This window comes from Streptomyces sp. NPDC042102 (assembly GCF_055582305.1).
Window position 1 is genome coordinate 1 of record NZ_JBVJDL010000023.1, and the last position, 26,770, is coordinate 26,770.

At 73.2% G+C, this 26,770-nt stretch carries 28 protein-coding genes; 24 read left to right on the plus strand and 4 right to left on the minus strand.

Features of this window, described 5'->3' with window-relative positions; all coding sequences use genetic code 11:
* Together ACZ6KO_RS34640 and ACZ6KO_RS34645 are read left to right on the plus strand one after the other, a co-directional pair.
* A partial coding sequence (locus tag ACZ6KO_RS34640; RefSeq protein ID WP_469307981.1) for an elongation factor 1-alpha C-terminal domain-related protein occupies nucleotides 1–131 on the plus strand: 131 nt, incomplete at its 5' end.
* The gene (locus ACZ6KO_RS34645) at nucleotides 118–444 is read left to right on the plus strand and encodes a hypothetical protein (RefSeq protein WP_401457293.1); all 327 of its coding nucleotides are present in this window, start codon (nucleotides 118–120) and stop codon (nucleotides 442–444) included. The genes ACZ6KO_RS34640 and ACZ6KO_RS34645, both read left to right, overlap by 14 nt.
* A 43-nt stretch (nucleotides 445–487) precedes the next feature.
* Here the strand turns inward: ACZ6KO_RS34645 and ACZ6KO_RS34650 are convergent, their stop codons facing one another.
* The 4 genes from ACZ6KO_RS34650 to ACZ6KO_RS34665 form a co-directional block, all read right to left on the minus strand.
* Entirely contained in the window at nucleotides 488–940 is a 453-nt protein-coding gene (locus ACZ6KO_RS34650) for a nuclear transport factor 2 family protein (protein WP_469307957.1), read from the minus strand.
* Nucleotides 941–980: 40 nt separating this feature from the next.
* Nucleotides 981–1,904 (minus strand): NAD-dependent epimerase/dehydratase family protein, encoded by a 924-nt coding sequence (locus tag ACZ6KO_RS34655; protein WP_469307982.1) that lies wholly within the window; start codon nucleotides 1,902–1,904, stop codon nucleotides 981–983.
* A gap of 23 nt (nucleotides 1,905–1,927) precedes the next feature.
* Entirely contained in the window at nucleotides 1,928–4,780 is a 2,853-nt protein-coding gene (locus ACZ6KO_RS34660) for an AMP-binding protein (RefSeq protein ID WP_469307958.1), read from the minus strand.
* A gap of 152 nt (nucleotides 4,781–4,932) precedes the next feature.
* Nucleotides 4,933–5,460: a 4'-phosphopantetheinyl transferase family protein gene (locus ACZ6KO_RS34665; protein WP_469307959.1), complete on the minus strand. Its 528-nt coding sequence runs from the start codon at nucleotides 5,458–5,460 to the stop codon at nucleotides 4,933–4,935.
* A 690-nt stretch (nucleotides 5,461–6,150) separates the two neighbouring features.
* Here ACZ6KO_RS34665 and ACZ6KO_RS34670 point away from each other — a divergent pair.
* The 22 genes from ACZ6KO_RS34670 to ACZ6KO_RS34775 form a co-directional block, all read left to right on the plus strand.
* A complete protein-coding gene (locus ACZ6KO_RS34670) occupies nucleotides 6,151–6,858 on the plus strand; it encodes a helix-turn-helix transcriptional regulator (RefSeq protein ID WP_469307960.1) in 708 nt (235 codons plus the stop codon).
* Between the two features lie 146 nt (nucleotides 6,859–7,004).
* A complete protein-coding gene (locus ACZ6KO_RS34675; RefSeq protein WP_469307961.1) occupies nucleotides 7,005–7,796 on the plus strand; it encodes a LuxR family transcriptional regulator in 792 nt (263 codons plus the stop codon).
* A gap of 343 nt (nucleotides 7,797–8,139) precedes the next feature.
* Complete coding sequence (locus tag ACZ6KO_RS34680; RefSeq protein WP_469307962.1) at nucleotides 8,140–8,892, plus strand: thioesterase II family protein; 753 nt, start codon at nucleotides 8,140–8,142, stop codon at nucleotides 8,890–8,892.
* A complete protein-coding gene (locus ACZ6KO_RS34685; protein WP_469307963.1) occupies nucleotides 8,889–9,656 on the plus strand; it encodes an IclR family transcriptional regulator in 768 nt (255 codons plus the stop codon). Before ACZ6KO_RS34680 ends, ACZ6KO_RS34685 begins: the two co-directional genes overlap by 4 nt.
* 125 nt (nucleotides 9,657–9,781) lie before the next feature.
* Nucleotides 9,782–10,036, plus strand: a complete 255-nt coding sequence (locus ACZ6KO_RS34690; RefSeq protein WP_401457275.1) for an acyl carrier protein — start codon at nucleotides 9,782–9,784, stop codon at nucleotides 10,034–10,036.
* 35 nt (nucleotides 10,037–10,071) lie between these two features.
* A complete protein-coding gene (locus tag ACZ6KO_RS34695; protein ID WP_469307964.1) occupies nucleotides 10,072–11,337 on the plus strand; it encodes a beta-ketoacyl-[acyl-carrier-protein] synthase family protein in 1,266 nt (421 codons plus the stop codon).
* Complete coding sequence (locus ACZ6KO_RS34700) at nucleotides 11,334–12,485, plus strand: beta-ketoacyl-[acyl-carrier-protein] synthase family protein (RefSeq protein WP_469307965.1); 1,152 nt, start codon at nucleotides 11,334–11,336, stop codon at nucleotides 12,483–12,485. The genes ACZ6KO_RS34695 and ACZ6KO_RS34700 overlap by 4 nt, the downstream gene beginning before the upstream one ends.
* Nucleotides 12,482–13,381 carry a beta-ketoacyl synthase N-terminal-like domain-containing protein gene (locus ACZ6KO_RS34705; protein WP_469307966.1) on the plus strand — a complete coding sequence of 300 codons (900 nt, stop codon included), beginning with the start codon at nucleotides 12,482–12,484 and terminating at the stop codon, nucleotides 13,379–13,381. Before ACZ6KO_RS34700 ends, ACZ6KO_RS34705 begins: the two co-directional genes overlap by 4 nt.
* A gap of 26 nt (nucleotides 13,382–13,407) precedes the next feature.
* On the plus strand, nucleotides 13,408–14,259 hold the full coding sequence (locus tag ACZ6KO_RS34710) for an alpha/beta fold hydrolase (RefSeq protein ID WP_469307967.1): 852 nt from the start codon (nucleotides 13,408–13,410) through the stop codon (nucleotides 14,257–14,259).
* Nucleotides 14,256–15,224, plus strand: coding sequence for an acyl-CoA thioesterase family protein (locus tag ACZ6KO_RS34715; protein ID WP_469307968.1), 969 nt, complete (start codon nucleotides 14,256–14,258; stop codon nucleotides 15,222–15,224). Before ACZ6KO_RS34710 ends, ACZ6KO_RS34715 begins: the two co-directional genes overlap by 4 nt.
* Nucleotides 15,221–15,565 (plus strand): hypothetical protein, encoded by a 345-nt coding sequence (locus tag ACZ6KO_RS34720; RefSeq protein WP_469307969.1) that lies wholly within the window; start codon nucleotides 15,221–15,223, stop codon nucleotides 15,563–15,565. Before ACZ6KO_RS34715 ends, ACZ6KO_RS34720 begins: the two co-directional genes overlap by 4 nt.
* Nucleotides 15,566–15,973, plus strand: coding sequence for a hypothetical protein (locus ACZ6KO_RS34725; protein ID WP_469307970.1), 408 nt, complete (start codon nucleotides 15,566–15,568; stop codon nucleotides 15,971–15,973).
* Nucleotides 15,973–16,356: a hypothetical protein gene (locus tag ACZ6KO_RS34730; protein ID WP_469307971.1), complete on the plus strand. Its 384-nt coding sequence runs from the start codon at nucleotides 15,973–15,975 to the stop codon at nucleotides 16,354–16,356. Before ACZ6KO_RS34725 ends, ACZ6KO_RS34730 begins: the two co-directional genes overlap by 1 nt.
* Nucleotides 16,357–16,410: 54 nt before the next feature.
* A complete protein-coding gene (locus ACZ6KO_RS34735; protein ID WP_469307972.1) occupies nucleotides 16,411–17,520 on the plus strand; it encodes a beta-ketoacyl synthase N-terminal-like domain-containing protein in 1,110 nt (369 codons plus the stop codon).
* Between the two features lie 44 nt (nucleotides 17,521–17,564).
* A complete protein-coding gene (locus ACZ6KO_RS34740) occupies nucleotides 17,565–17,825 on the plus strand; it encodes an acyl carrier protein (protein ID WP_469307973.1) in 261 nt (86 codons plus the stop codon).
* Nucleotides 17,825–18,250: a 3-hydroxyacyl-ACP dehydratase FabZ family protein gene (locus tag ACZ6KO_RS34745; RefSeq protein WP_469307974.1), complete on the plus strand. Its 426-nt coding sequence runs from the start codon at nucleotides 17,825–17,827 to the stop codon at nucleotides 18,248–18,250. Before ACZ6KO_RS34740 ends, ACZ6KO_RS34745 begins: the two co-directional genes overlap by 1 nt.
* Nucleotides 18,247–18,726, plus strand: coding sequence for a 3-hydroxyacyl-ACP dehydratase FabZ family protein (locus tag ACZ6KO_RS34750; RefSeq protein WP_469307975.1), 480 nt, complete (start codon nucleotides 18,247–18,249; stop codon nucleotides 18,724–18,726). The genes ACZ6KO_RS34745 and ACZ6KO_RS34750 overlap by 4 nt, the downstream gene beginning before the upstream one ends.
* Before the next feature lie 14 nt (nucleotides 18,727–18,740).
* On the plus strand, nucleotides 18,741–19,487 hold the full coding sequence (fabG, locus tag ACZ6KO_RS34755) for a 3-oxoacyl-[acyl-carrier-protein] reductase (protein ID WP_469307976.1): 747 nt from the start codon (nucleotides 18,741–18,743) through the stop codon (nucleotides 19,485–19,487).
* 52 nt (nucleotides 19,488–19,539) lie between these two features.
* Nucleotides 19,540–20,175, plus strand: a complete 636-nt coding sequence (locus tag ACZ6KO_RS34760; protein ID WP_469307977.1) for a DsbA family protein — start codon at nucleotides 19,540–19,542, stop codon at nucleotides 20,173–20,175.
* Nucleotides 20,176–20,180: 5 nt separating this feature from the next.
* The gene (locus tag ACZ6KO_RS34765) at nucleotides 20,181–20,393 is read left to right on the plus strand and encodes an MbtH family protein (protein WP_469307978.1); all 213 of its coding nucleotides are present in this window, start codon (nucleotides 20,181–20,183) and stop codon (nucleotides 20,391–20,393) included.
* Nucleotides 20,394–20,608: 215 nt separating this feature from the next.
* Nucleotides 20,609–24,541 carry an amino acid adenylation domain-containing protein gene (locus ACZ6KO_RS34770; protein ID WP_469307979.1) on the plus strand — a complete coding sequence of 1,311 codons (3,933 nt, stop codon included), beginning with the start codon at nucleotides 20,609–20,611 and terminating at the stop codon, nucleotides 24,539–24,541.
* A gap of 39 nt (nucleotides 24,542–24,580) precedes the next feature.
* A partial coding sequence (locus ACZ6KO_RS34775; RefSeq protein ID WP_469307980.1) for an amino acid adenylation domain-containing protein occupies nucleotides 24,581–26,770 on the plus strand: 2,190 nt, incomplete at its 3' end.

A 26,770-nucleotide genomic window follows, 5' to 3' on the forward strand; every position in this document is an offset into this window, starting at 1 on the left:
AGCCGCTCGCGCTCGACGCGTACGCCGACTCCCGGCGCACCGGGTCCTTCCTGCTCATCGACCCGGCCGACGGCACCACCCTCGCAGCCGGCATGACCGAGCCCGGAGGACCTCCCGATGCCCGCCTCTGATCACCCCATCCGTATCCAGGGCCGGGCGATCCGGCTCGCCCGCCACCTGGTCGAACCGCGGATCGACGGCCTCCTGCGGCTCTCGTGCGTGCAGGACGAGGTCCACATCGACACCGAGCAGCTGTCGTTCCGGGTCGCCTTCTCCGACCCCGGCGCCCCGCTCTCGCTGACGATCCACACCACCGGCGCCGCGTACACGGGCGCCGACACCCTCGACGTACCCCCGACCGCGGGGCCGGGCGAGATCGCCGCGCGGATCGCCTCGGCGATCCAGTACCTCCAGGCGCTCGCCCTGACCCCCAGCCCGTCCTGACGGGACGGCCGGCAACGGGCCGGACCGTTAACGGCGTTAACGCTCAGCTCTCGATGAGCCGGTGGAAGACGACCGTGTCGAAGACGTCCTCCATCCGTACGGCGGTCCCGTCCCGCAGGGTCCAGGAGTGGATGAAGGGCAGCGTCCGCGTCGTACCGCGGACCGAGGTGACCTGGCGGACGCCGAAGACCACCACCCGGTCCGCGGCCGCCACGAACTCCTGCGGCTCCAGACGCATGCCGCCGAGCACGGCCGGTACCCGGGAGAGGAAGTCCCGGACGCCCGCGTGGCCGTGCTTGGTGCCGCCGAGGCCGTAGTCCGCCATGCCGTCCGGGTGCACCCACTCCACGCCCGGGTCCAGGGTGGCCAGCAGGGCCGGTACGTCACGGTCGTGGAAGGCGCGGTAGGCGCGCCGGACCAGCGCCACGTTCGCGTCGGTGTCCGTCGCCGTCGCCGTCGCCGTGGCCCGGCCGGTATCGGCGTGCTCTCGTATCATCGCGCGTCGTCCCCGTTCGTCGCTTCGTCTCGGTGTGTCGTCAGTGGCCGACGTGGGCCGGGTGCAGGGCCCGCAGGGTGCGTTCGACGCCGTCCCGCCAGTCGACCCGGCACGGCCCGGTCAGCAGCCGGCGCAGCGCCGGGTCGAACGCGTACGTCTCCCGGGTGATCTCGCTCGGTACGAGCCGTGCCTCGACCCCGGTCAGCTCCTCCATGTGCCGGACCAGGTCGGTGACGCCCACCGCCTGGTCGCCGCCCCAGTTGACGAGCGTGGCGGGCACGGACGCGGCCCGCCACAGCGGCGGCACCTGCGCGACGAGGTCGTCGGTGTACAGCGGGGAGCACCAGTTCTGGCCCTCCAGCGGCACCGCGAGGGGCTGGCCGGCCAGCATCGCCTTGAAGTAGAGCATCGGGACGCCGCCGTAACTGCCCGGCCCGTAGGCGATGTTCAGGCGGGCGATGGTGGTCGGCAGGCCCAGCACCCGGGCGAAGGCGCGGACCGCGCCCTCGGTGGCGAGCTTGCCCATCGGGTAGGCGGGCAGCCAGGCGGCGCTGCCGTCGACCGGGTCGTCCTCGGTGTAGGCGTGGTCCAGCGTCTGCCGGGCGTAGAGGGCGCCCGTCGAGACGTACAGAAACGATTCGGCGGTCCGGCAGTGCGCCATCAGCCGTCCGGTGGCCACCGCGTTGATCTCGGCGGTCGCGTTGAAGTCGCCGTCCTCGCCGCGGCGTACCGCCGAGTGCAGGACGTGCGTGAAGTCCTCGGGCACGCCCTTGAGCGCGTGCTCGGAGGGGTCGGCCATGTCCCAGTGCCAGGTGGTGACGCCGTACTCCTGGAGTTCGGCCGCCACACCCGGTGTGCCGAAGCGGCCCAGGCACCAGACGTCGTTGTGCTCGGCCAGCGCCTGCGCGACCGGCCGCGCGACCTGTCCGGTGCCACCGGTGATCAGGATCTTCTTGCCCCGCATGCTGTGCTCCCCCGTGATGCTCGTCATGCCGTCGTCCGCCCCGCCCGGAGCGCGTCGGCCCCGGCCAGCGCGCGGTCCAGTTCCCGGCGCAGGATCCCCTGGAACACCGCGACGTGCCGCGGGCCCATCAGGGTGTAGTGCTCGCCGGGCACCTCCAGGTACCGGTTCGGGCCGGTGGTGTGCTCGTCCCAGCGGCGCAGCTCGTCGTTGAGCCAGTCCTCGCGCGTCCCGTGCAGCGGGGTCGCGTGGAAGACGCTCATCGAGCGCACCGTCCCGCTGGGCGTGTAGCCGCGGCCGAGGCCGGTGAGGGTGTCGGCGAGCTCCGCCCACGCCGCGAACCTGTCCTCGTCCAGGTCGAGTTCGGCCAGCCGCCGGCGCGGCGCGAGCGCGATCAGCCGGGCCACCTGCTCCTCCCGGGGCAGGTGCCGCAGCCGGTCCGGGAGCTCGGCCGTCTGCGCGGCGTCGATCAGCTCCAGGAAGAACGCCAGGTGGGCGGCGGTGTCCACGAAGTCCAGCTGGTCCATGCGGTACTTGATGTGCGGCGGCAGGTTGAAGCTGCCGACGAAGTCGACCCGCTCGCCCTCGGACTCCAGGACCTTGGCGATCTCGAAGGCCACCGCGGCGCCGTACGAGTACCCGGCCACCGCGTACGGGCCGTGCGGCTGGCGCGCCCGGATCGCGTCCACGTAGGCGTCCACCATCTGCTCGAAGGAGACGAACGGCTTCTCGCCCTCGTTGAAGCCACGGGCGCGCAGCGCGTAGAAGGGGCGGTCGCCGACGAAGTAGCGGGCGAGGTTGACGAAGACGAGCACCTCGCCGACCCCGGGGTGGACGCAGAACAGCGGGGTCTTGGTGCCGCCCGTCTGCATCGGCACCAGCGGGTCGTACGGGCGGCCGGCCGCCCCGGTGCGCCCGGCGTCCGTCGCGGTCGTGCCGTGCGTGCCGTCCATCCCGGTGAGCCGGGCGGCCAGGGCGCGGACCGTCGGCGCGGTCAGCACGGTGATGACCTCCAGGCCCGAGATCCCGAGGCGCTGCGCCACCTTGGCGCGCAGCCGCAGGATGTCCAGCGAGGTGCCGCCCAGGTCGAAGAAGCCGGCGGTGGCGCTGATCGTGGCCGGGTCGACGTCGAACAGCTCGGCGTAGATCTCCGCGAGCGCCCGCTCGACCGGGCCCTCGGGGGCGGTGTGGCCGCCCAGCATCCGCAGCGTCAGGTCCGCCGCCGCGCGCCGCTCGTCCTCGTAGGCGCCGGCCTCCAGGCGGGCCCGCATCAGCGCCCGCTGGATCTTGCCGAGGCTGGTCTTCGGGAAGGCCTCGGCCGGCAGCGGCAGGACCAGCGCGGGGCGGAATCCCCAGTGCATCACCACGGTGGCGCGGACGGCGGTGAGCACGCGGTGCAGGCCCGCCTCGTCCCCGGCGGGCAGGTCGGGGCGGAAGGCGATCACGAGCTGCTCGGTGTCGCTGCCGGCCGGGCGGGTGGGGAAGGCGGCGACGTACGAGCGGGCCACGCCGTCGAGCTGTTCGAGGGCGGCCTCGATGTCGTGGCTGAAGTAGTTGACGCCGTTGACGATGACGCTGTCCTTGCTGCGCCCGGCCAGGGTCAGCCGGCCGCCGTCGATCCGGCCGAGGTCGCCGCTGCGGAACCAGCCGTCGGCGGTGAACGCGGCGGTGGTGGCCCCGGGGTCGTTCCAGTAGCCGCCGGTGACCATCGGGCCGCTGAGCTGGAGCTCGCCGACCTCGCCCGCGGGCAGCTCCCGGTCCTCGGCGTCCACCACCCGCATCCGCAGGCCCTCGACCGGTGTGCCGAGGTTCGCGAACTCGCCGCCGCGGTCCGCCCCGGGGAAGGCCCCGCGCGAGTACACGCTGCCGGCGCAGGTCTCGGTCATCCCGAAGGCCGGCCACAGGGCGTCGCCGGCCAGGCCGTACGGCGCGAGGCGCTCCAGGAACGCCTCGCCGGTGGCGACGACCACGGCCTCGCCGCCGCTGACGATGTGGCGCAGCCGGCTGAGATCGAGCCGGGCGGTGTCCAGACCCTCGCGGTCGGCGGCCGCGTTGATCAGCCCCAGCAGGAAGTTGGGCGTGAACGTCATGCTCACGCCGTGCCGGGAGACCAGCCGCAGGAACTCCAGCGGATCGTCGAGCACCACGGACGCGGGGACGTGCAGCTGACGGCTGCCGGTGGACAGCGGCAGCAGGTGGCACTCCAGGAGCGCCGCCACATGGTCGAAGGAGACCCAGTTCAAGGTGGTGTCGGCCGCGGTGAGCCGGTGGTGGCCGTTCTTGGCGGCCATGGAGACCAGCAGGTTGGCGTGGCTGAGCACGACCGCCTTGGAACTGCTGGTCGACCCCGAGGTCAGCATCAGCAGGGCGGCGTCGGCCGGGGCGGCCCGGTGCAGGTCGGTGGCCGGGTCGCCGTACAGCTCCTCCAGCGCGGCCACCCGCAGTCCCTCGACCGGCGGGAGCGCGGCCGCCGTGGCGGCGGTGGTGACGGTGAGCGGCCCGTCCAGCAGCCGGACGACGTGGCGCAACTGGGCGGCCCAGCGCTCCGCGTCGCCGCCCCGCGCGGTCATCGGGCACGGTATGAAGCCGCCGAGCACGGTGGCCCAGAAGGCGGGCAGGAACTCCTGCGACCGCTCCAGGACCAGCAGGACGCGGTCACCGGGGCGCAGCCCCCGGCCGCGCAGCCCGGTCAGGATCCGGCGCGCCTCGGCGAGCAGTCCGGCGTGGCTCTGGTCGAGCCGGCCGTCGTCGGCGGTGCCGAGGCAGTGGCGCAGGCCGCTGCGGGGGTGCCGCTCGACGGCGGTCAGCAGCAGGTCGGTGAGCGTGGTCGGAGGAGCCGGGGGAGTCTGGAGGGTCTGGAGGGGTTGGGGGGAAGGCACGGTCGTCGGTCTCCTGGCCTCGGGGCGCGCCGGAGCGGGCCTCCGGCTGCGGCGAACAGGGCGTGGGGGGGACGGGAGGGGGTCCCGTGACGAGGGGAAGGGGCAGTCGGCTGCCCCGGTACGGCCCGGAAGGGGCGGGCCGGTGAGGAAGGTCAGAGGGGGCGGACCGACAGCGGCCGGCCGGCGTCCGCCGGCAGGGCGAGGGAGGCGACCCAGCCCTGCGGCACGGGTACGTCGGCCACCCGCCAGGTGGCGGGGGAGCCGGGACCGGTGGTGGTGACGTGCGCGGGGCCCGGCTCCCAGAACCGGGTCTCCAGGGCGGTCAGATCGGTGGTGATACCGATCCCGACGGCCTTGAGCACGGCCTCCTTGCGCGTCCAGCACCGCAGGAAGCCGGTGGTCCGCGCGGTCCCGTCCGGCAGCGCGCGCAACTCCCGCCGCTCGGCCCCGCTGAGCACCGGCCCGTCGACCTCCGCCACGTCGAGGGGGCGCAGCCGCTCGACGTCGACGCCGACCCGGAAGGGGGACAGGGCCAGCAGCCCCAGTCCCGCGGTGTGGGCGATGCTGATCCGCCAGGGCGTCAGCGGAAAGCGGACGGCGGGCGGACCGTGGTCGGCGGCGCCGCAGCCGGGGCAGGGGTGACGCGCCAGAGAAATATGCGTGGCCGGTACCTGAAACACCTCGGAAAGCGTCCGGCGGACCGCCGCGCGGCAGGTGATGAACTCCGCTCGGGCCCGTGCCGATTTCATTTGCTGAACGCGGGTCAGTTCGGTGCGGTCGAGAAGATCGGCGTCACTGTTCCGGTACCGCCCGGTCGGTACCGTCCACCACCACGCGACAGCGTCGTGGGATTCGAAGAGTGGCGCAATTGTGTGCTGCTCGGTCCCCGTGTGGCTTCTCGTCACGGGCCTCACCGTAGGCTCGAAGGCCACTCGACAGGGGGTTGCGCAGGCGGTGGTTGGCCGGAACCGGACACCGATGTCACGGACCGCGCCGGGATGATCGCCCGGGGTGATGAAACCGGAAGGGGTGGACGTCGTTCCGGGGGGTGGGTGCAGCTTGCTGCCACGGCGGCTGGAAATCTCCGCCCGGGTGCGTTGAAAAATCAGGGGTTGACATATGCCCGAACTGTCTTGTCGTTCACCGGGATCTTGTTGACTGGCCGCGAAGCGGCCAACTAGGGTCGGACCCGATGAGCTGCTCGAATGACGCCGGAAAGTTTTCAACTAAACAGTTGAAAAGGTGCGGTTCGGGGGAAGCAGATCATGGCCAAGGGGGAAGCAGTGACCGGTGCCGCGATTGACGCGCACGGCTCGGAAGAGGTGGTAAAGGAAGTGGAGGAGAGCCCGCCGGCGGATCACGCCGCACATGTGGAACAGACGCTGCTGCAGGCCAGAGCCCTCATCGAATCCACGGTCTCCCTCTATCGCAAACGCCCGTCCCGGGGACCGGCGGCGCCGCACACGGACGTCGCCGTGATCGCGGAGGCCGTCGAGAACCTCGTCCTCGGGGCCCGGCACTCCGTCTGCGTCGCGATGACGGGAACCGATGCCTTCCACCACGTGGTGCGCCAGGCGCTCGGCACCCTGGACTGCGGCCTCGTGGTACGGGTGCTGTGCGCCCCCGCGGTCGCGGACGCGGCGCTCGCCGAACTCGCCCGGGCACCCGGCGCGCGCTTCGAGATCCGCGTGTGCGAGGCCGCGTTGCGCGACATCGTCGTCGTGGACGGCGGGTCGGCCCTGGTCCGGGCCGCCGCCGGGACCGCCAAGGGGCAGGCCACTCTGGTCAGCGATCCGGCGGCGGTACGCGCCCTGGAACTGCTCTTCGCGGGCGCCTGGTCGCGCAGCCGCAAACTCGACGACCACCTGGCCCTCAGCACCAAGCTGCGCAGCGAGCTCACCCGCCGGATCCTGGAGCGCCTGCGCGACGGCCAGACCGACGAAGCCGCCTCCCGCGAGCTCAGCGTCTCCCTGCGCACCTACCGCCGGCACGTCGCCGAGATCATGCGTGAACTCGGCGCCAGCTCCCGCTTCCAGGCCGGCGTACGGGCCGTGGAACTGGGGCTCCTCTCCGCGTAGCGCAGCAGCACGGTGGCGCACCGGCACAGCAGCACGACGACCGGCCGACGAAGCGGCCGGGACGTACGACGGGAACACCACGCGGTCCGCCCTGCGGCGGACCGCGTCGCAATATGGAACACCAACGGGGAAATGGTGACGTGGACGTGTCCAACGGGCCAGAGGACGAGCTCGAACAAGCACTGCTGGAGGTGCGGGCCCTGATCGAATCGACGGTGGCGATCCACCGCGACCGGAGTCTTCGGGCGCAGCAGATCACCACCGTCGAGGGCGGATACGTGCCGGTCCTGCACGCCGCGGCGGATCTGATCCGGGGCGCCGCCCGGACGATCGACATCGTCGACGCACGGCTGCCGGGGGCCGAGGAGGAACCGATGCGCGGCGCGCGCGTCGAACGGGAACTGATCTACTCGGCCGCCGACACGGTCTCCGTACGGCTGCTGACCAGCCCGGCCCTGATCGACGAGGACTTCGTCCGCGAACAGCTGGGGCTGGAGCGGCCGGTGGCCATCCGCGTGGCCCGGGTGCCGCCCCTGCAGGCGCTGCTCGTCGACGGCAGCACCGCCCTGGTGATGGCGGAGTCCGCGGCCGGTGTACGAGCCTCGCTGATCCGCGCGCCGGAGGTGCTGCACACCCTCGACACCCTCTTCGAGAGCCTGTGGCGCAATGCCCTGCCCGCCGGCGAGCGGATCGTCTTCGGCGACCGGGACCGGGCCGCGCTCGCCCGCCAGATCCTCGGCGCCCTGCGCGCGGGCGTCACCGACGAGGTCGCCGCCCGGGAGCTGACCGTCTCGGTCCGCACCTACCGGCGCCATGTCGCGGAGATCATGGCGCTGCTCGGCGCACAGTCCCGCTTCCAGGCCGGGGTCAGGGCCGCCGAACTGGGCCTGCTGCCGCCGCCCGGCCCGGCCGCCCCCGGCGGCGGCCCCCGCTTCTGACGCCGCACTGGCAGCTTCCTGAAACCTCTGTTGCCGCCCGGTCGGCGGGGCCAGTTGTATGACGCCGGGACAGGGGATCCGGGCTCGCGAAGAGCCCGCGCCCCTTCCCGGTGGCATGGAGAATCCCCCGACCTGCATGCCGCCGGCGCGCGGGGATCCGTACACGCGAAGCGCCTCACGCGCAGCGCGTCACGAGAAACGGATCCCCGTGCACCCGGTGAACACGGCGGACACTCTCCCACGTCATCCGGTCCGGCCCGCGGTGGGCGGCGCTCCTGCGGGCCCGCGCACGGCCCCCGCGGCCGGCCGGCCGCGCGCCCGGGAGAAGAAGGAGGAGGAGACCATGGCTCTCGGTACCCGGAGCAGCTGGCTGCGCCGGTACGCCACCGCCGCGCCCCCGAGGCAGCGGCTGCTGTGCCTGCCGCACGCCGGCGGCTCGGCCGGCTTCTACCACGGCTGGGGCAACGCCCTCGGCGACGACGTCGAGGTCCTCGCCGTCCGCTACCCGGGCCGCCAGGAGCGGATCGCCGAGGAGCCCTGGACCTCGCTGGAGGACCTCGCCGCCGCCCTCACCGGCGAGCTGGAGCCGTACCTCGACGTGCCCCTGGCCATCTTCGGCCACAGCATGGGTGCCACCCTCGGCTACGAGATCACCCTGCGCCTGGTGGAGCGGTTCGGCGTCGCGCCCGGACTGCTCATGGTCTCCTGCCGCAAGGCCCCGCACCTGCTCACCCCGCGCGCGGCGGCCTTCGGCAGCGACGCCGAGCTCGTCGAGGAGGTCCGGCGGCTCGGCGGGACCGATCCGGCGCTGCTCGACGACGAGGACCTGCGGGAGCTGGTGCTCCCCGCGATCCGCGCCGACTTCACCGCGGTCGCCCGCTACACCGCCCGCCCGGGCGTCCCGCTGCCCTGCCCGGTCGTCGGCTACGTCGGCGACAGCGACCCCGGCATCGACGTCCACGAGGTCGGCGCCTGGGCGGACATCGCACCCCACGGCTTCGCGCTGCGGGTGCTGTCCGGCGGCCACTTCTACCTGGTCGACCGGCGCGAGGAGCTCCTCGGGGACATCCGCGCACGGCTGGCGCCGCAGCGGTGAGCACCGCCGTCCGGCCGAGGCCGATGTGCGGGGTGGGCGTGCTCGACAAGGCGTCCGTCCTGCTGGAGATCGTGGAGAGCGGGCCGGCGACCCTGGTCGAGCTGGTCGCGCACAGCGGTCTGCCCCGCCCCACCACCCACCGGATCGCCGTCGCCATGGAGCGGCTCGGCCTGCTCACCCGGGACGTCCAGGGCCGCTTCGTGCTCGGCCCGCGGCTCGGGCTGCTCGCCGTGGAGGCCCGCCACGACCGGCTCGCCGAGGCCGCGGGGCCCGTGCTGGCGGACTTGAGCGGGCGCAGCGGCCTCGACGCCCGGCTCTACCGCCGCCGCGGCGGACTGCAGATCTGCATCGCCTCCTCCGTGGACCGGGTGGCGGGCGTCGACCTGGCCGCGATCGGCACCGCCCGTCCGGCCGCCGCCGGCCCCGCCGCGCAGGTGCTGTACGCGTGGGAGGAACCCGACGAGCTGTACGAGGGGCTCCAGCGGGCCCGGTTCACGGCGGCACACCTGGCCGCCGTACGCCGCCGCGGCTGGGCGTACGGACCCGACCCCATGGCACCGGGCGCCGTCTCGTACGCCGTGCCGGTGCGCGCCGCGGCCGGCACGGTGGCCGCGGCCCTGGTACTGACCGGGGTCGCCGGCCGGATGCCCGACGTGCCCGACCGGCGCCTGGGCGTCGCCGCCGCGGACGCCGCAGCCGCCCTGACCGACGCGTTGCTGCCGGTCTCCGGGGAGAATTCCCCGCCCGCCCGCTCCGGGAGCTGAATTCACCGGCGCCGGTGGCAGGTTGTTGCAGCCGTCGTTGTGGGAAAAGAACGCCCGGCCCCACCATTTCCAGAGCGAGAAACTGTGCCGCGCTTGTGGCGGCGAATCCGATAAGGGGAATCAGCGTGACGACTGCTATCCGCGACGAGCGTATCGAGACCATCAAGGAAATCGTCTGCGACATTCTCGAGATCGAGGAGGACGAGGTCACCGAGGTCAGCCTTTTCAAGGAGGACCACGACGCCGACTCGCTCCGCGCCATCGAGATCCTCGCCGCTCTGGAGAAGGAGTTCGGCATCGTGATCAACCAGAGCGAGCTGCCCCGCATGGTGAACCTCAAGGGCGTCTACGAGGTCGTCTCGGAGCCGGCCGGCTGGTAGGGAAATCGGCGCTGCGACGGATGGGGAGAATTGCCATGACGGCGGCAGAGCGCGGCATCGGCCACAACCGGCCGGAGCGGCACCGGGTGGTCCTGACCGGACTGGGAGTGGTGTCCAGCATCGGACTCGGCGCGAAGGAGTTCCTCCAGGGACTCCGTGAAGGCCGCAGCGGTGCCCGGCCCATTTCCGTGTTCGACACGGAGGGCTTCGCCCACGCGAACGGGTGCGAGATCACCGATTTCGACCCGCGCGAATGGATCACCACGCTGGACGTGGAACAGCTCGGCAGGGCCGCGCAGTTCTCGACGGCCGCTGCCCGGATGGCCCTGGAGGACTCGGGCCTCGATCTGACGCAGCTGCGCGGCAGGCGCGGACTGATCTCCATCGGCACCACGGACGGCGAGAGCTACGACCTCGACCAGCTGGTCGAGCTCGAGATCGCCGCGGGGCTCGGCACGTTCGACCCCACGGCCGCCCGGCGCGTGCCGGCCGGGCGGCTCTCGGTGGCCATCGCCCAGGAGCTGGGCCTGACCGACGTGGAGGCGCTCACCATCCCGACCGCCTGCTCGGCGGGCAACTACGCCATCGGCTACGGCTTCGACGCCGTCAGCTCGGGCGAGGCGGAGTTCGCCTTCTGCGGCGGCGCGGACGCGATGTGCCGCAAGACCTTCACCGGCTTCTACCGGCTGGGCACCATCGCCCCCGACCGCTGCCAGCCCTTCGACATCGACCGCAAGGGCATCCTCACGGGCGAGGGCGCGGGCATCCTGGTCCTGGAGCGCCTGGACTCAGCCCTGGAGCGCGGCGCCACCATCTACGCCGAGGTCCTCGGCTACGGCCTCAACTGCGACGCCCACCACCAGGTCGCCCCCGACCGCGACAGCGTCGCCGAACTGATGCGCCTCGCCCTGGACAACGCCGGTGTGAAACCGCACGAGGTGGACCTCATCTCGGCGCACGGCACGGGCACCAAGGCCAACGACATCACCGAAGCCGGCGCCATCCGCCAGGTCTTCGGGGACACCCCGCCCCGCACCGTGTCCATGAAGTCGATGCTCGGCCACAGCATGGGCGCCGCCAGCGCGCTGGGCGCGATCGGCTGCGCCCTGGCCATCCAGAACCGCTTCATCCCCCCCACCATCAACCATGTCACCACCGACCCCGAGTGCGACGTCGACTGCGTACCGAACCAGGCGGTCGAGGCCGACCTGCGGATCGTCCAGAACAACGGTCTCGCCTTCGGGGGCAACAACGCGGCGGTACTGCTCGGCCGGTACGACGCGATCAAGGAGTCGTCATGACGATCCGCCCCATCATCGGGATGGGCGCCGTCGCCGCCACCGGCTCCGGTGTCGGTGAACTCTTCGAGAACCTGTGCGCGGGCATCAGCGGCCGCGCCGAACTGCGCGGCTTCGACCGCACCAGGTTCCGGGCGCAGCACGCCTACGAGGTCGACGACCGCCCGGCCGTCGGCCAGGACGTCCCCGGCCGGGCCGGCCGGCTGCTGCACGAGGCCATCGCGCAGGCCGCCGCCGACGCGGGCCTGGGCGAGGACCTCTCCGGCATCCCCATCCTGGTCGGCACCGGCCTGCGCGAGCTGCGCTCGCTGGAGCTGTGGTGGCGCGACGGATCGCCGTTCGCGGACTCCGGCCTGCACTTCGGCACCGGCCTGAAGGAACGTTTCAACGCCGACGTCACGCACACCTTCTCCAACGCCTGCTCCGCCTCCCTCTACGCCCTCGCGCTCGGCAGCGACCTGCTGGACCAGGAGGGCGAGGACGCGCCCGACACCGTCATCGTCGCCGGTGTCGACGTCCTGACCGAGTCGATGTACGGGCTCCTGGAGCGCGTCCACCCCACCCCGCCCGACCGGGTCCGGCCCTTCGACCGCAACCGCACCGGTGTCCTGATGGGCGACGGCGCCGCCGCGATCGTGCTCCGCCGCACCGCCGAGGGCGCCCGCCAGGTCCACGGCCACCTGCGCGGCGTCGCCGTCAACTGCGACGCCTACCACGTCACCGCGCCCTCCCCGGAGGGCATCGCCGAGGCCATGCGCGACGCCCACCGGCTCGCCGGCGTCAAGCCGTCCGACGTGGACTTGGTGATGCTGCACGGCACCGGCACCCTCCTCAACGACGAGGCGGAGGCCACCGCGCTCGCCGACGTGCTCGGCGACGACGCCTCGGTGCCGCTGATGACCGCCGTGAAGTCCATGACCGGACACACCTCCGGGGCGTCCGGCCTGATCAACCTGATCGTGGGCGTCCGCGCCCTGAACGAGGGGCGGGTGCCGCCGACCGTGGGCCTGGAGGAGCCGGTCGAGGAGGCCGCGCCCTTCCGCTTCGTCACCGGGCAGCCGGCCGAGGACCAGCCCCTGAAGGTGGCGCAGCTCAACGCCTTCGGATTCGGCGGCATCAACGCCGTCGCCATAGTGGAGGGCGTCCGATGACGACACCGACCGCCAACACGGCCCGCACCGCCGCCACGGTGGTGATCACCGGAGCCGCCGTCCTGCTGCCGGGCGCCGACACCGTACGCGCCCTGGCCGACGGCCCCGCGGCCGGCGGCGCCCCCGTCGAACCCGCCGCGCACGTCGGGAAGAAGGGGCTGCGCTACAAGGACCGGGCCACCCAGCTCGGCTACGCGCTGACCGCCGCCGCGCTGCGCGACGCCGGCCTGCTCGGCGCCGACGAGAAGGCCGGCCTCACCGTGCCGGCCACCAGCGTCGGCGTGGTCGCCAGCTCCAACTTCGGCAACCTCGACACCGTCGCCCGGGCCCTGGACACCCTCCGCGAGGAGACCGTCTCGGGCACCTCCCCGATGGACCTGCCCAACGCCTCCAGCAACGTCATCGCCTCCTCGGCGGCCATCCGCTACGGGCTGCGCGGCCCCAACCTGATGGTCTGCAACGGCGAGACCTCCGGCCTGGACGCCGTCCACTGGGCCGTCACCATGATCTCGGCCGGCCGCACCGAACGCGTCCTGGTCCTCGGCGTCGAACCCGACAACGAGGTCGTACGCCGCCTCCTCGGCGGCCGGCACGCCGTCGACGGCGGCGCCGCCCTGCTCCTGGAGTCCGCGGCCGCCGCCACCGCGCGCTCCGCGACCGTCCGCGCCGTGCTCGGCGGCTACCGCCGCGGCGCCGGCGAGCAGCCGGCGCGCGGGCGCCGCTGGGAGGCGCCCACCCACCTGGGCCGGGCCTCCGGTGCCTCGGGCCTGCTCCAGATCGCCGCCGCCGTCGGCTGGTTCGACGCCGGCGAGCGGGGCCCCGTACAGGCCGTCACCGGCACCGCGGCGGACGACGCGAGCGCGGACCTGCTGCTGCTCGCCCCCGAAGCCGCGTGAGCGGCACGGCGCAAGAGGAGAAGGTCATGGTGAACACCCACGTGGACCTGCGTCCGGTGGCCGTCGAACGGCGCACCGACGGCAGCGGCCCCCGGGTCCTGCTGCTGCACGGACTCGCCGCCAACGACAGCGTCTGGGACCGGGTCCTGCCCGAGCTGCCCGCCTCGTACCAGGTGTGGACGGCGCGGCTGCCGTGGCGCACCGAGACCATCGCCGACTGGAACGAGCAGCCCAACCTGCGGGGCTGGCTCGCCAAGGCGCTGGAGGCCGTACCGGGCGGCGCCGAGGTGGTCGTCGCCCACTCCATGGCGGCCAACGTCCTGCTCGACCTGCTCGACCAGAAGAACCGGGGCGGCGTCGACGCGCTGCGCCAGTTCGGCATCCGGGCCCTGGTCCTGGTCTCGCCCTTCTACCGGGGCCGGGCCGAGGAGTTCGACTGGGAGACGATCTCGTACTACCTCAACGACTTCCACCTGATCATGGAGGAGGGGATCCGGGCCCACTCCGGCGGCCGGGTCCCGGACGACATCCAGCAGGCCATGGGGGAGCGGGTCCGTGACCGGGTCGGCCCCTACGGCTGGCTGCGCTTCTTCGACCTGTACCTGCGCACCCCCGCCCTGCAGACCGGCCGGATCACCGCCCCCGCCCTGGTGCTGGCCGGCGAGCACGACTTCGCCGCCCCTCCGCGGGAGGGCGTGGCCCTGGCCGAGGCCCTCCCCGACGCGGCCTCGTACGTCCTGCCCGGCAGCGGGCACTTCCCGATGCTCGACGCGGCCGCCGACTTCGCCGCCGCTGTGAGCCGCTTCGTCAACTCGACCCTGGGCCTGACCCCGCAGAGCGGGACCGCCCTCCTCAACGCCCTGGAGCCCCGCCCATGACCCTCGTCACGGACACCGCCGTCAAGGCGCTGCTCACCACCGCGACCACCACCACGGTGCGCCCCCGCTACGAGGGGTCCAACATCTGCACCTGGATCGGCTTCAAGCACGTCAACTACCTCGTCGAGGAAGCGGTCCTGGACCACTTCCGCCAGGCCGGGCTGCCCGCCCGCGCCCTGTACGAGGAGCACGGCCTGGGCCTGGACCTGGTCTCCATCGACAGCCGCATCCTGCACGCCTTCCACATGGACGACGTCGCCGAGGCGGAGGTCGTGCCGTGGACACCGAGGGACGACGGGACCATCGGGTTCAAGATCACCATCCGGTTCGAGCGCGACGGCGAGACCCTCAAGGCCGTCACCTCCAAGGTCCGCGTCAGCCTGCGCGTCGACACCTACCTGGAGGCCGCCGGCGAGATCCCCGAGCTCCTCGCCCGCTTCGCCGTCGCCACCCTCGGCGACGACCTGGAGCGCGAGGCGCCCGCCGCGGCCCCGGCCGAGGAGGAGATCCTCGCCTCCCTCACCGCCGGCGAGAACGCGTATGCCTGGAAGTGGAACATCCCGTACCCGTACTGCCACTTCACCGAGCGCATCCAGATGTCCGGCTACCTGCGCCTGATGGAGGAGGGCAAGGACCGCTTCGTCGCCGACCGCGGCATCTCCATCAAGACCCTGCTCGACGACCGCCGCTGGATCCCGGTCGTGCCCCGCTCCGACATCCGCATCCTCGACGAGGCGCTGATGGAGGAGGACCTCTACACGGTCTACACCGTCGAGGAGGTCTTCAAGGACTTCACCTACACCTCGCGCATGGACTTCTACGTGCTGCGCGACGGCAACCTGGTCAAGACCGCCACCGGCCGCATCGTGCACGGCTACGCCGTCATCGAGAACCGCCGCGACTGGAGCCTGGTCAGCTTCGACCAGCACGTGCTCGACGCGATCAACGGGGCGCCGGCGGCGTGAGCGAGATCTGGGAGAGCGGCACCCCCCGGCTGCTGCTCATCGAGAGCCAGGGCCGCGTCGCGCAGGACGCCGGTTTCCGGCGCGACGCGGTCACCCAGGTGATCACCGGGCAGTCGGCGCTCCTCTTCCTGGTCCAGGACGGGGTCGTCCTCGCCGTCCCCGGCAGCGACACCGACCTGGACCGGTTCCAGAGGGAGGGCGGGGTGCTCGCCGCCGACAGCTTCTCCCTCGCCCAGCACGGCCTGGACACCGCGGCCCTGCGCCCCGAACTGCGCGTCGTCGGCATGGACGTGGTGGCCGGCTGGATCCTCGATCCGGCCGTCAAGGTGGTGTGGCACTAAGTGGCCAGGCAGATCCCGCACACGGACGTGCTCATCACCCTCATGGGTGCCCCCCACGCGTCGGACCAGGTCACCAGCGCCCTGCGGCTGACCCAGTCCCTCCTGGAGCGCGGTGCCACCGTACAGGTGTGGACCTGCGGCTACGCGACCATGCTCACGCAGCGCACGCTCGGCAGCGACAAGCCGCGCAACCTGGCCGACTGGAACGGGGAGTACCCCTCCACCGCGGCCGTGGTCGAGGACATGCTCACGACCTGGGAAGGCCGTCTGTACTGGTACGGCTGCCGGTTCTGCAGCGACGACCGGGGGGCGGTGGACCACCTCCCCCAGGTGGTCCTGCGCCCGCCGGGCGGCTACGCCGCCAACGTGGCCGCCGCCGACAAGACCCTGCACCTGGGAGGGATCTGATGGACGGCCGCGTGCTCGCCATCGTGGAACGCGGCTACCGCGGCGCGCTGGAGAAGCAGTTCTTCGACGAGCTCTACCTCGCCACCGAACTGCACCGGCAGCTCGGCGGACTGGACATCCTGCTGCGCGGCTCCGCGGCCGGCTACGCGCTGGACGCGGGCCCGGTGCCCGCGCTGCGGTTCGGCGGCCGGACGGTGGACACCCTCACCGACCCCCGCAAGGGGCTGCGCACACTGCTGGACCTCGGGGTCCGCGTCTGGGTGGAGGAGCCCGACGTCGCGGCCCTCGGCTCGCCCCGCCCCCTGATCGAGGGCGTCGGGGTGACCCGCGCCGGCGAGACCGCCGAGCACTGGGGCGACTACCGGTTGGTCTTCTTCCTCTGACCACCCGCCCGCTGTGACCCCTGTACCTGACTACGGAAGGACATCGTGACGGCCATGACCACCCCCACCACGGCAGCCGGACGCCCGGTGATCACCGCCTGGTCGGCCGTGTCGCCGTACGGCATCGGCCGGGCCGCCTTCACCAAGGGCCTGCGGGAGCGGCGCGGCACCGTCACCGAACTCGGCCCCGAGCACGGCACCACCCCCGACGGCGTCGGCCACGTCGTGCCCGGCTTCTCCGTCCGCGAGGTGCTCGGCAAGAAGGGCACCCGCTCCATGGACCGGGTCACCGGGCTCGCCGTCACCGCCGCGGGCTCCCTGCTGGACGACTCCGCCCGCAACCGCGGCGTGGGCACCGGCGAGGGCGCCGCGTTCGCGCTGGGCACCACCACCGGCAGCGCCCAGTCGATGATGGACTTCACCCGCGACTCCCTCACCGGCGAGCAGCCCTTCTTCGTCGACCCGGCCCGCTTCCCCAACACGGTGATGAACTGCGCCGCCGGCCAGAGCGCCATCTGGTTCAACCTCAAGGGCCCCAACGCCACCATCGCGGGCGGGCGCACCGCCGGCCTGCACGCCCTGAACTACTCGCGCCGGCTGCTCGGCGCCGGCCGCGCCCGTACCGTCCTGTGCGGGGCCGCCGAGGAGTTCAGCCAGGCCCGCGCCTGGCTGGAGCACCACAGCGCCGACCGGGGCACCGAGGCCGCCCCGGCCCTCGGCGAGGGCTGCGCCATGCTGCTCGTCGAACCGCATACGCCCGAGGACGCCGGCCAGCCCGTCCTCGCCGAACTCCTCGCCGTCGAACTCGGCGTGGTCCTCGACGGCGACCCCCGCCCCGCCCTGGTCTCCACCCTGCGCGCGGCCCTGCGCCGGGCCGGCGTCGAGCCGGCCGCCGTGGCCGCCGTCGCCCGCTCCGGCGCCCCCGGCCGCGAGGGCGAGGGCGAGGCCGAGGCGGTACGGGAGGTGTTCGGGGCGGTGGAGTACGCCGACCTCACGCCGACCCCGCTGATCGGGGACACCGGCGCCGCCGCGGCCGCCTTCCAGGCCGCCGCCCTGCTGTCGTACGCCGAGGACCCCGCCGCCGGCGCGGCCGGCCGGATCGGCGTGATCACCTCCGTGGACCGTACCGGCACCGTCGGCTGCGCCCTGCTGGCCCTGCGCTGACCCGCGCGGACCCCCGAACCGCCCCCCGAAAGGACAGGAACACCGTGCTGGACACCGTGCTGGACAAGGAAGAACTGCGCGCCCTGGTCGCCCAGGTGCTGGACGTCGACGTGAGCGAGGTCGGCGACGACGTCCTGTTCGTCGACGACCTGGAGGTCGACTCGCTGATGGCCCTGGAGGTCGTCGTCGTCCTGGAGAAGAAGTACGGCATCAAACTGCCGGAGTCCGACCTCAAGAACATCGTCACCCTGCAGAGCGCGTACGACCTGCTGAACGCCCGCCTCGCCGCGGCCGGAGCGGCCTGATGCCCGCCGCGAGCCCCCTGCGCGCCGCGGTCGAGGTGCTGCCCGCCGAGGGCGCGGCGGCGACCGCGGCCCGTTTCACGGTGGCCGAGACCGAGACCGTGCTGCCGGGTCACTACCCGGGTTTCCCCATCTTCCCCGGGGTCTGCCTGGTGGAGTGCGCCCGGCAGAGCGCCGACGCCACCCTCCCGGCCGGCGCCAAGGGCACCGCGCTGGCCGCCGTGGAGTCCACCCGCTTCACCGGACCGGTCTTCCCCGGCGACCGGGTGGACATCGACCTGACGTGGAAGCAGACCCCGGCCGGCGACTGGCAGGTACGGGCCAAGCTGACCACCGGGCGCGGCCCCGCCGCCGCCGTCCGGCTGCGCTACGCCGTGCCGGCGACCTCGGCCCTGCCTGCGGCGACTTCGACGGGGGCGGCGGCGTGATCGGCCAGCGCGACATCCGGGCCCGGCTGCCCCACCGCTTCCCGATGCTGCTGGTGGACCGCGTGATCGACGTGGTCCCCGGCGAGCACCTGATCGCCCTCAAGGCGGTCACCTGCAACGAGCCCTGGTACGAGCGGCTCGGCGCGGACACCCCCGACGAGGACTTCGCCTACCCCAGCAGCCTGCTCGTGGAGTCCTGGTGCCAGTCCGCCGGGGTGCTGGCCACCTGGGACGACCCCAACCCGGACGTCCTCGACGGCCAGGTGATGCTCTTCGGCGGCATGACCGGCGTCGAGTTCCACCGGCCGGTCCTGCCCGGCGAGGTCCTGGAGCACCGGGTGCGCCTGGACCGCAAGGTCGACGACACCCTGCTGTTCGAGGGCGAGAGCCGCTCGGCCGGCGAGACGGTGATGACCGTGGGCCGCATCGTCATGGCCTTCCGCCCCGCCGCGGCCCTGCGCCCGGCCACCGTCTGAGGAGACGACGAGACATGTCGGACACCACACCCCGGGTGGCCCTGGTCACCGGCGGATCGCGCGGCATCGGCCGGGCCACCGTCACGGCGCTCGCGCGCGACGGCTTCGACGTCGCCTTCTGCTACCGCTCCGACGACGAGGCCGCCCGCTCTCTGGAGAAGACCGGCCAGGAGTACGGGGTCCGGGTCGTCGGCACCCGTGTCGACGTCGCCGACGGAGCCGCCGTACGCGCCTGGATCGAGACCATCGAGGACGCGCTCGGCCCCGTCGCCGCGGCCGTCACCGCCGCCGGCATCACCCGCGACAACCCGCTGGTCCTGATGGAGGACGAGCAGTGGCGCGAGGTCCTGGACACCAACCTCGACGGCGTCTACCACGTCTGCCGCGCGGTGGTCTTCGGGATGATGAAGCGCCGCGGCGGCGCCATCGTCAACATCTCCTCGGTCGCCGGGGTCTACGGACACGGCACCCAGACCAACTACTCCGCCTCCAAGGCGGGGATCATCGGCTTCTCCCGGGCCCTGGCCAAGGAGACCGGCCGCGCCGGCATCCGCGTCAACGCGGTCGCCCCCGGCTTCATCGAGACCGACATGGTCGCCGCGATGAACGACAAGGCCCGCAAGGAGGCCCTCTCCTCGATCCCGCTGCGCCGCATGGGCACCGCGGAGGAGGTCGCCGACCTGGTCGCCTACCTGGTCTCGGACCGGGCCGCGTACATCACCGGCGCCGTCCTGCAGATCGACGGCGGCATCACGATCTGAGCCGTCCGAACCACCTGTCGCACCCCTGGAGCACGAACCGTTGGAGGCGGTGATGGCACGACGCGGACCGCGCTGGTACTTCTCCTTCCGCAGCCCCTACTCGTGGATGGCCTACCGGGACCTGGTGGACCACCACGCGGACGTGGCCGAGCGGATCGAGTGGCTGCCGTTCTGGGAGCCGGACGAGCCGGCCCTGGACGAACTCGAACGCAGCAACATCAAGCTGCCCTACGTCCCGATGTCCAAGGAGAAGCACCTCTACATCCTCCAGGACGTCCGCCGCCTGGCCCGGGCCCGCGGGCTGGAGATGGTCTGGCCCGTCGACCCGGCCCCCCGCTGGGAGGTCTCCCACCTGGCGTACCTGGCGGCGGCCGAACTCGGCCGCGGCCCGGAGTTCATCGCCGAGACCTACCGGGCCCGCTGGGAGCTCGGCGACGACATCTCCGACCCGGCCACGATGGCGCGGATCGGCAAGGAGATCGGCATCGACCCGGCCGTCGCAGAAGGCGCGCACACCGATCCCCGGATTCGTGAAAAGGGGATCCAGGCACTGAACTCGCTGCACCGGGACGGCGTATTCGGCGTCCCCTTCTTCATCGTCGGATTCGACAAGTACTGGGGGGTCGACCGGCTCACCGGATTCGCCGAATCCGTACGGGCCGGACGAACCCGCACACAGAAAGGATGACCACCATGGCGACCAATCCCTTCGAGGACGACAACGCGAGCTACTACGTGCTCGTCAACGAGGAGGGCCAGTACTCCCTGTGGCCCGCCTTCGCCGAGGTGCCGGCCGGCTGGACCGTGCGCCACGGCGCCGCGCCCCGCCAGGAGTGCCTCGACCACATCACCGAGCACTGGACGGACATGCGGCCGACGAGCCTGGTCCAGGCCATGGCGGCCTGATCCGGGCACGAGGACGGCAGAGCGGCCGGGGTGCCGCCGGGGACGGGCGTTGGCAGGTATCTGCAACGCCCGTTCTCCGTTGCCGGGGCCGGATGGCAGGTTGATGCAGTGGCCGTTGTCGGAGATTTCGGGCCGGTGCGAGAGTGGAATTCGTTCCACAAAATCGCGGCTCGTAATTCGGCCCACATGTTGCCTGCTAGGGGTGGATGAGAATCATGCTCGGTGGAGACCGTATGCAGCTGACGGCGGCGCAGGCCGGAATCTGGTTCGCCCAGCAGCTGGACCCCGAGAACCCCATCTACAACGCGGCCGAATACCTCGACATTCAGGGAGCCGTCGACACGGTCGTGTTCGAAAAGGCGCTGCGCCGGCTGGTCGCCGAGGCCGAAGCCCTGCGGATGCGCGTCGTCGAGGACGACGAGGGGCTGTGGCAGAGCGCCCACCCCGACCCCGCCTGGGAGCTGGAGCAGCTCGACCTGCGGGACGGGACCGACCCCGAGGCCGCCGCCGGCCAGTGGATGCGCGAGGCCCTCGCCGAGCCCGTCGACCCCCGCCGCGACCTGCTCTTCCGCTTCGCCCTGCTGCGGGTGGCCGACCACAGGTACTTCTGGTTCTACCGCTACCACCACGTGACCGTGGACGGCTTCGCCGTCGCCCTCCTCGCCCGCCGGGCCGCCGACCTCTACACCGCCCTCGCCGCCGGCCGGGAGCCCGAGGCCCCGGAGTTCGCGTCCGTCGCCGGCCTGGTCGACGCCGACGCCGCCTACCGCGCCGGCGAACGCTTCGCGGCCGACCGCGCGTTCTGGCAGGACCGGCTCGCCGGCTGCCCCGAGCCCGTCAGCCTCTCCGACCGCAAGCCCGTCATGCCGCAGGGCCTGGTGCGCCGTACGGAGTTCCTCCCCACGGACAGCCTGGAGGCGCTGCGCGACACCGCCCGCGAGGCCGGCGTGACCTGGCCCGCCGCGATGATGACGGCCGCCGCCCTCTACCTGCAGCGCTCCACCGGCGCCGACGAGGTCGTCCTCGGCGTCCCCGTCTCGTGCCGGCTGGGCCGCGCCGCCCGCTCCGTGCCCGGCATGGTCTCCAACGTCGTCCCGCTGCGCGTCCCGGTCACCCAGGACATGACCCTGAACGGCCTGCTGGCCCAGGTCTCCGCCGAACTGCGCGCCGTCATGAAGCACCAGCACTACCGCTACGAGGACCTCGTCCGCGACCGCAACCTGCTGGGCGGCGGCGGCCGGCTCGTCGGCCCCGAGATCAACATCATGATGTTCGACTACGGGCTGCGCTTCGGCGAGGCGCCCGCCGTCGTCAACAACCTCTCCATCGGTCCCTCCGACGACCTGTCCCTGATCGTCTACGAGCGCTCCGACGGCCGCGGCCTCCAGGTCGACTTCGACGCCAACCCGGCGCTGTACACGCCCGCCGAGATCGCCGCCCACCAGCACCGCTTCCTCGGCTTCCTGGCCCGGCTGGCCGCCGCCGACCCGCAGGCCCCGCTGGGCCGGACCGACCTCGCCGACGCCGGCGAGCGCGACCTGGTGGTACGCGGCCACAACGCCACCGCCCACGAGGTCCCCGACACCACCCTCACCGCCCTGCTGGCGGAGCAGGCCGCCCGCACCCCCGACGCCGAGGCCCTGCGCTTCGAGGGCAGCTCCCTGACCTACCGCGAGCTGCACGCCCGGGCCGACCGCCTGGCTCGCGTGCTGCGCGCCCGCGGCGTCGGCCCGGAGGACCGGGTGGCGCTGGCCGTCCCCCGCTCCCACGAACTGGTCGTCGCGCTGCTCGGCGTACTCAAGGCGGGCGCCGCCTACGTCCCCGTCGACCCCGACTACCCGGCCGAGCGGATCCGCCACATGCTCGCCGACTCCACGCCCGCCCTGCTGCTCAGCACCGCCGACACGGCCGCACGCCTGCCGGAGGGCCTCGACGCGCCGCTGCTGGTCCTCGACGCCGACACCGAAGCCGACGCCCTCGATGCCTACGCCGCCGGTCCCGCCCTCGCGGGCGACCACCCGGCGTACGTCATCTACACCTCCGGCTCCACCGGCCGCCCCAAGGGCGTGCTCGTCCCCCACCGCGCCATCGTCAACCGGCTGCTGTGGATGCAGGACCGCTACGGACTGGGCCCCGACGACCGGGTCCTGCAGAAGACCCCCTCCGGCTTCGACGTGTCCGTCTGGGAGTTCTTCTGGCCGCTCATCAGCGGCGCCACCCTCGTCGTCGCCCGTCCCGAGGGCCACAAGGACCCCGCCTACCTCGCGGAACTGATCCGCACCGAGCGCGTCACCACGGCCCACTTCGTGCCGTCCATGCTCCAGGTCTTCGTCCAGGAGAGCGCCGCCGCCGGCTGCACCGTGCTCCGCCGGGTCATCTGCAGCGGCGAGGCCCTCCCCGGCGAGCTGCAGAAGGAGTTCTTCCGGGTGCTGCCCCGGGTCGGCCTCTACAACCTGTACGGCCCCACCGAGGCGGCCGTCGACGTCACCGCCTGGGAGTGCGCCCCCGCATCCGGCCCCGTACCGATCGGCCGCCCGGTGTGGAACACCCGCACCTACGTCCTGGACGCGGCCCTGCGCCCGGCCGGCCCCGGCGCGCCCGGCGAGCTCTACCTCGCCGGTGTCCAGCTGGCCCGCGGCTACCACGGCCGGTCCGCCCTGACCGCCGAGCGCTTCGTCGCCGACCCCTACGGCCCGCCCGGCGCCCGGATGTACCGCACCGGCGACCTCGCCCGCTGGAGCCCCGACGGCGCCCTGGTCTACCTCGGCCGCACCGACGACCAGGTCAAGATCCGCGGCTTCCGCATCGAGCTCGGCGAGATCGAGGCCGCCCTCGCCCGGCACCCCGCCATCGCCCACGCCGCCGTCGTGGCCCGCGAGGACACCCCCGGAGACAAGCGTCTGGTCGCCTACCTGGTGCCCGACGGCACCGCGCCCGGCGCCGAAGAACTGCGCCGGGAACTCGCCGGAGAGCTGCCCGGCCACATGGTCCCGGCCGCGTTCGTGAGCCTGCCCGAACTGCCCCTGACCCCCAACGGCAAGCTCGACCGCAAGGCGCTGCCCGCCCCCGACCTCGCCGCCGCCGGCACCGGCCGGGCCCCCGCCAACCCCCGCGAAGAGATCGTCTGCGGCCTCTTCGCCGAGGTCCTCGGGGTGCCCCGGACCGGCATGGACGACAACTTCTTCCACCTCGGCGGCCACTCCCTGCTCGCCACCCGGCTGGTCAACCGCGTCCGCGCCACCTTCGGCACCGAACTGACCATCCGCAGCATCTTCGAGGCCCCCACCCCGGCCCTCCTCGACGCCCGGATCGCCGACGGCGACCGCACCGAGGACCCGCTCGACGTGGTCCTGCCGCTGCGTCCGCACGGCAGCCGCCCGGCGGTCTTCTGCGTGCATCCCGCCGGCGGACTCGGCTGGTGCTACGCCGGCCTCATCAAGCACCTCGGCCAGGACACCCCCGTGTACGCCCTCCAGGCCCGCGGCCTGGACGGCACCGGCGAACTGCCCGCCACCTTCGAGGAGATGGCCGCCGACTACGTCGAGCAGATCCGCAAGGTCCAGCCGCACGGCCCGTACCACCTGCTCGGCTACTCCTCCGGCGGGATCGCCGCCCACGTCATCGCCACCCAGCTGGAGCGGGCCGGCGAACAGGTCGGACTCCTGGCGATCCTCGACACCTACCCCGGGCAGACCCTCGCCGAGCTCGGCGAGCAGGAGATCCTCGCCGACCTGCTGCGCTGGGTCGGCTACGACCGCCGCTACCTCGGCAGGAAGCCGCTCAGGCACGAGAAGGTCATCGAGATCCTGCGCAAGCTCGGCAGCTCGCTGGCCAGCCTGGAGCGGCACCACATCGAGGCCATCGGCCGGGTCTACGCCAACGGGCGCAACCTCGTCCACGAGTTCGTGCCCGACCGCTACCCGGGCGACGTCACCGTCCTGGTCGCCGACCTCGACAAGGTCGACATCTCGCCGACCCCCGAGACCTGGCGCCCGTACGTGGCGGGCCGGATCACCGCGCACCACCTGGAACGCAACCACAACGACCTCATGAAGCCCGCGGCCCTCGCCGAGATCGGGCGGATCCTCGCGGCCGAGCTGCGACGCATCGAGGAGGCCGCCCCCGCGCCGGGCGCGGCCCGCCTCTGACGCCACGCAACCGACAGCCATTCAAGGGTGGTTAACACGATGAAGGACACCGTGCGCGCCGTGCCGGACGCCGACCTCACACAGCTGATCGAGGCACAGGCCGCCCGCACCCCGCACGCCACGGCCGTGGTCTTCGAGGAGACCCGGCTCGACTTCGCCGAGCTCGGCGCCCGCGCCAACCGGCTCGCCCGCCACCTCGTGGCCCGCGGCGCCGGCCCCGAGCGCCTGGTCGCGCTCGCCCTGCCGCGCTCCGAGCAGTTGCTGGTCGCGCTGCTCGCCGTCCTGAAGTCCGGCGCCGGGTACGTCCCGCTGGACCCCGAGTACCCGGCCGACCGCGTCGCGTACATCCTCCAGGACTCCGCGCCCGCGCTGGTCCTGGACGCCGCCGCCCTGGCCGCGGCCGAGGCCGATGCCGCCACGCTGCCCGACGGCGACCTCACCGACGCCGACCGCACCGCGCCGCTGCACCCCGCCCACCCGGCGTACGTCATCTACACCTCGGGCTCCACCGGCCGCCCCAAGGGCGTCCTGATCACCCGCCGCAACGTCGTCAACTTCCTGTCCTTCATGGCGGACCGCTTCCCGCTGACCACCGCCGACCGGCTGCTCGCCGTCACCACCATCGCCTTCGACATCGCCGTCGTCGAGATGTACCTGCCCCTGATCACCGGCGCCGCCGTGGTGGTCGCACCCCGCGAGAGCGTCATCGACCCCGCCCGCCTCGCCGACCTGGCGCGGGCGAGCGGCGCGACCCTCCTGCAGGCCACCCCCTCGCTCTTCCAGGCCCTGACCACGGAGCAGCCCCAGGCCCTCGAAGGGCTGCGGCTCCTGGTCGGCGGCGAGGCCCTGCCGCCCGCCCTCGCCGGCGCCATGAGCGCCCTCGGCGCCTCGACCACCAACCTGTACGGCCCGACCGAGACCACCGTCTGGTCGACCACGATGGACGTCGAGGGCGCCGACAGCCCGCCCGGCATCGGCGGCCCGCTGTGGAACACCAGCCTCCACATCCTCGACGCCGAGCTGCGCCCCGCCGACGAGGGCGAGCTGTACATCGGCGGCGAGGGACTGGCCCGCGGCTACCGGGGCCGGTCCGCCCTGACCGCCGAGCGGTTCGTCGCCGACCCCTTCGGTGCCCCCGGCGCCCGGATGTACCGCACCGGCGACCTGGCACGGTGGCGCGCCGACGGCGGCGTGGACTACCTCGGCCGGGTCGACCACCAGGTCAAGGTCCGCGGCTTCCGCATCGAACTCGGCGAGATCGAGAGCGTGCTGGCCGCCCACCCGGCCCTCGCCCAGGTCGCCGTCGTCGCCCGCGAGGACCGCCCCGGCAGCACCCTGCTGGTCGCCTACGCCGTCCCCGCCCCCGGAGCCGACGCCCCGGGCCCCACGGCCCTGCGGGCCCGCGCCGCCCGGGCCCTGCCCGACTACATGGTTCCCGCCGCGTACGTGACCCTGGAGCGGTTCCCGCTCACCCCCAACGGCAAGCTCGACCGCTCGGCGCTGCCCGCCCCCGACTTCGCGTCCGTCACCTCCGGCCGCGCCCCGCGCACCCCGCGGGAGGAGCGGCTGCGGGACCTGTTCGCCGAGGTGCTCGCCCTGCCGGCGCTCGGCATCGACGACGACTTCTTCCACTTCGGCGGCCACTCGCTGCTCGCCACCCGCCTGATCTCCCGGATCCGCTCGGAGTTCGGCGTCGAGCTCGCCGTCCGGCAGGTCTTCGAGGCGCCCACCGTGGCCGCCCTCGCGCCGCTCCTCACGGGCGCCGCCGCCGCCCGCCCCGCCGTCCGCCCGGCCGTCCGCCCGGCGGCCGTGCCGCTGTCGTACGCGCAGCGCCGGCTGTGGTTCCTGGACCGGCTGGAGAACGGCGCGGCCACCTACCACCTGCCGTACGCGCTCCACCTGCGCGGCACGCTCGACCACGACGCCCTGGCCGAGGCCCTGGCCGACGTGGTCGCCCGGCACGAGGCCCTGCGCACCGTCTTCCCCGAGACCGACGGCGTCCCCCGCCAGGAGGTCCTGGACCCGGCCCTCGCCCGCCCCGCGCTGCACGTCGTCGCCACCGGTGCCGAGGAGCTCGACGGCGCGCTCGCGGCGGCCGCCGCCCGCCCCTTCGACCTGGCCCGCGACCTCCCCCTGCGCGCGGAGCTGTTCGTGCTCGGCGCCGAGGAGCAGGTGCTGCTGCTGACGGTCCACCACATCGCCGCCGACGGCTGGTCGATGGTGCCGCTG

Coding starts and splice junctions, on each gene's coding strand:
- ACZ6KO_RS34645 (WP_401457293.1), top strand. CDS start 118: ATGCCCGCCTCTGATCACCCCATCCGTATCCAGGGCCGGGCGATCCGG.
- ACZ6KO_RS34650 (WP_469307957.1), bottom strand. CDS start 940: ATGATACGAGAGCACGCCGATACCGGCCGGGCCACGGCGACGGCGACG.
- ACZ6KO_RS34655 (WP_469307982.1), bottom strand. CDS start 1,904: ATGCGGGGCAAGAAGATCCTGATCACCGGTGGCACCGGACAGGTCGCG.
- ACZ6KO_RS34680 (WP_469307962.1), top strand. CDS start 8,140: ATGGCTCTCGGTACCCGGAGCAGCTGGCTGCGCCGGTACGCCACCGCC.
- ACZ6KO_RS34695 (WP_469307964.1), top strand. CDS start 10,072: ATGACGGCGGCAGAGCGCGGCATCGGCCACAACCGGCCGGAGCGGCAC.
- ACZ6KO_RS34700 (WP_469307965.1), top strand. CDS start 11,334: ATGACGATCCGCCCCATCATCGGGATGGGCGCCGTCGCCGCCACCGGC.
- ACZ6KO_RS34705 (WP_469307966.1), top strand. CDS start 12,482: ATGACGACACCGACCGCCAACACGGCCCGCACCGCCGCCACGGTGGTG.
- ACZ6KO_RS34710 (WP_469307967.1), top strand. CDS start 13,408: ATGGTGAACACCCACGTGGACCTGCGTCCGGTGGCCGTCGAACGGCGC.
- ACZ6KO_RS34715 (WP_469307968.1), top strand. CDS start 14,256: ATGACCCTCGTCACGGACACCGCCGTCAAGGCGCTGCTCACCACCGCG.
- ACZ6KO_RS34730 (WP_469307971.1), top strand. CDS start 15,973: ATGGACGGCCGCGTGCTCGCCATCGTGGAACGCGGCTACCGCGGCGCG.
- ACZ6KO_RS34735 (WP_469307972.1), top strand. CDS start 16,411: ATGACCACCCCCACCACGGCAGCCGGACGCCCGGTGATCACCGCCTGG.
- ACZ6KO_RS34745 (WP_469307974.1), top strand. CDS start 17,825: ATGCCCGCCGCGAGCCCCCTGCGCGCCGCGGTCGAGGTGCTGCCCGCC.
- fabG (WP_469307976.1), top strand. CDS start 18,741: ATGTCGGACACCACACCCCGGGTGGCCCTGGTCACCGGCGGATCGCGC.
- ACZ6KO_RS34760 (WP_469307977.1), top strand. CDS start 19,540: ATGGCACGACGCGGACCGCGCTGGTACTTCTCCTTCCGCAGCCCCTAC.
- ACZ6KO_RS34765 (WP_469307978.1), top strand. CDS start 20,181: ATGGCGACCAATCCCTTCGAGGACGACAACGCGAGCTACTACGTGCTC.
- ACZ6KO_RS34770 (WP_469307979.1), top strand. CDS start 20,609: ATGCTCGGTGGAGACCGTATGCAGCTGACGGCGGCGCAGGCCGGAATC.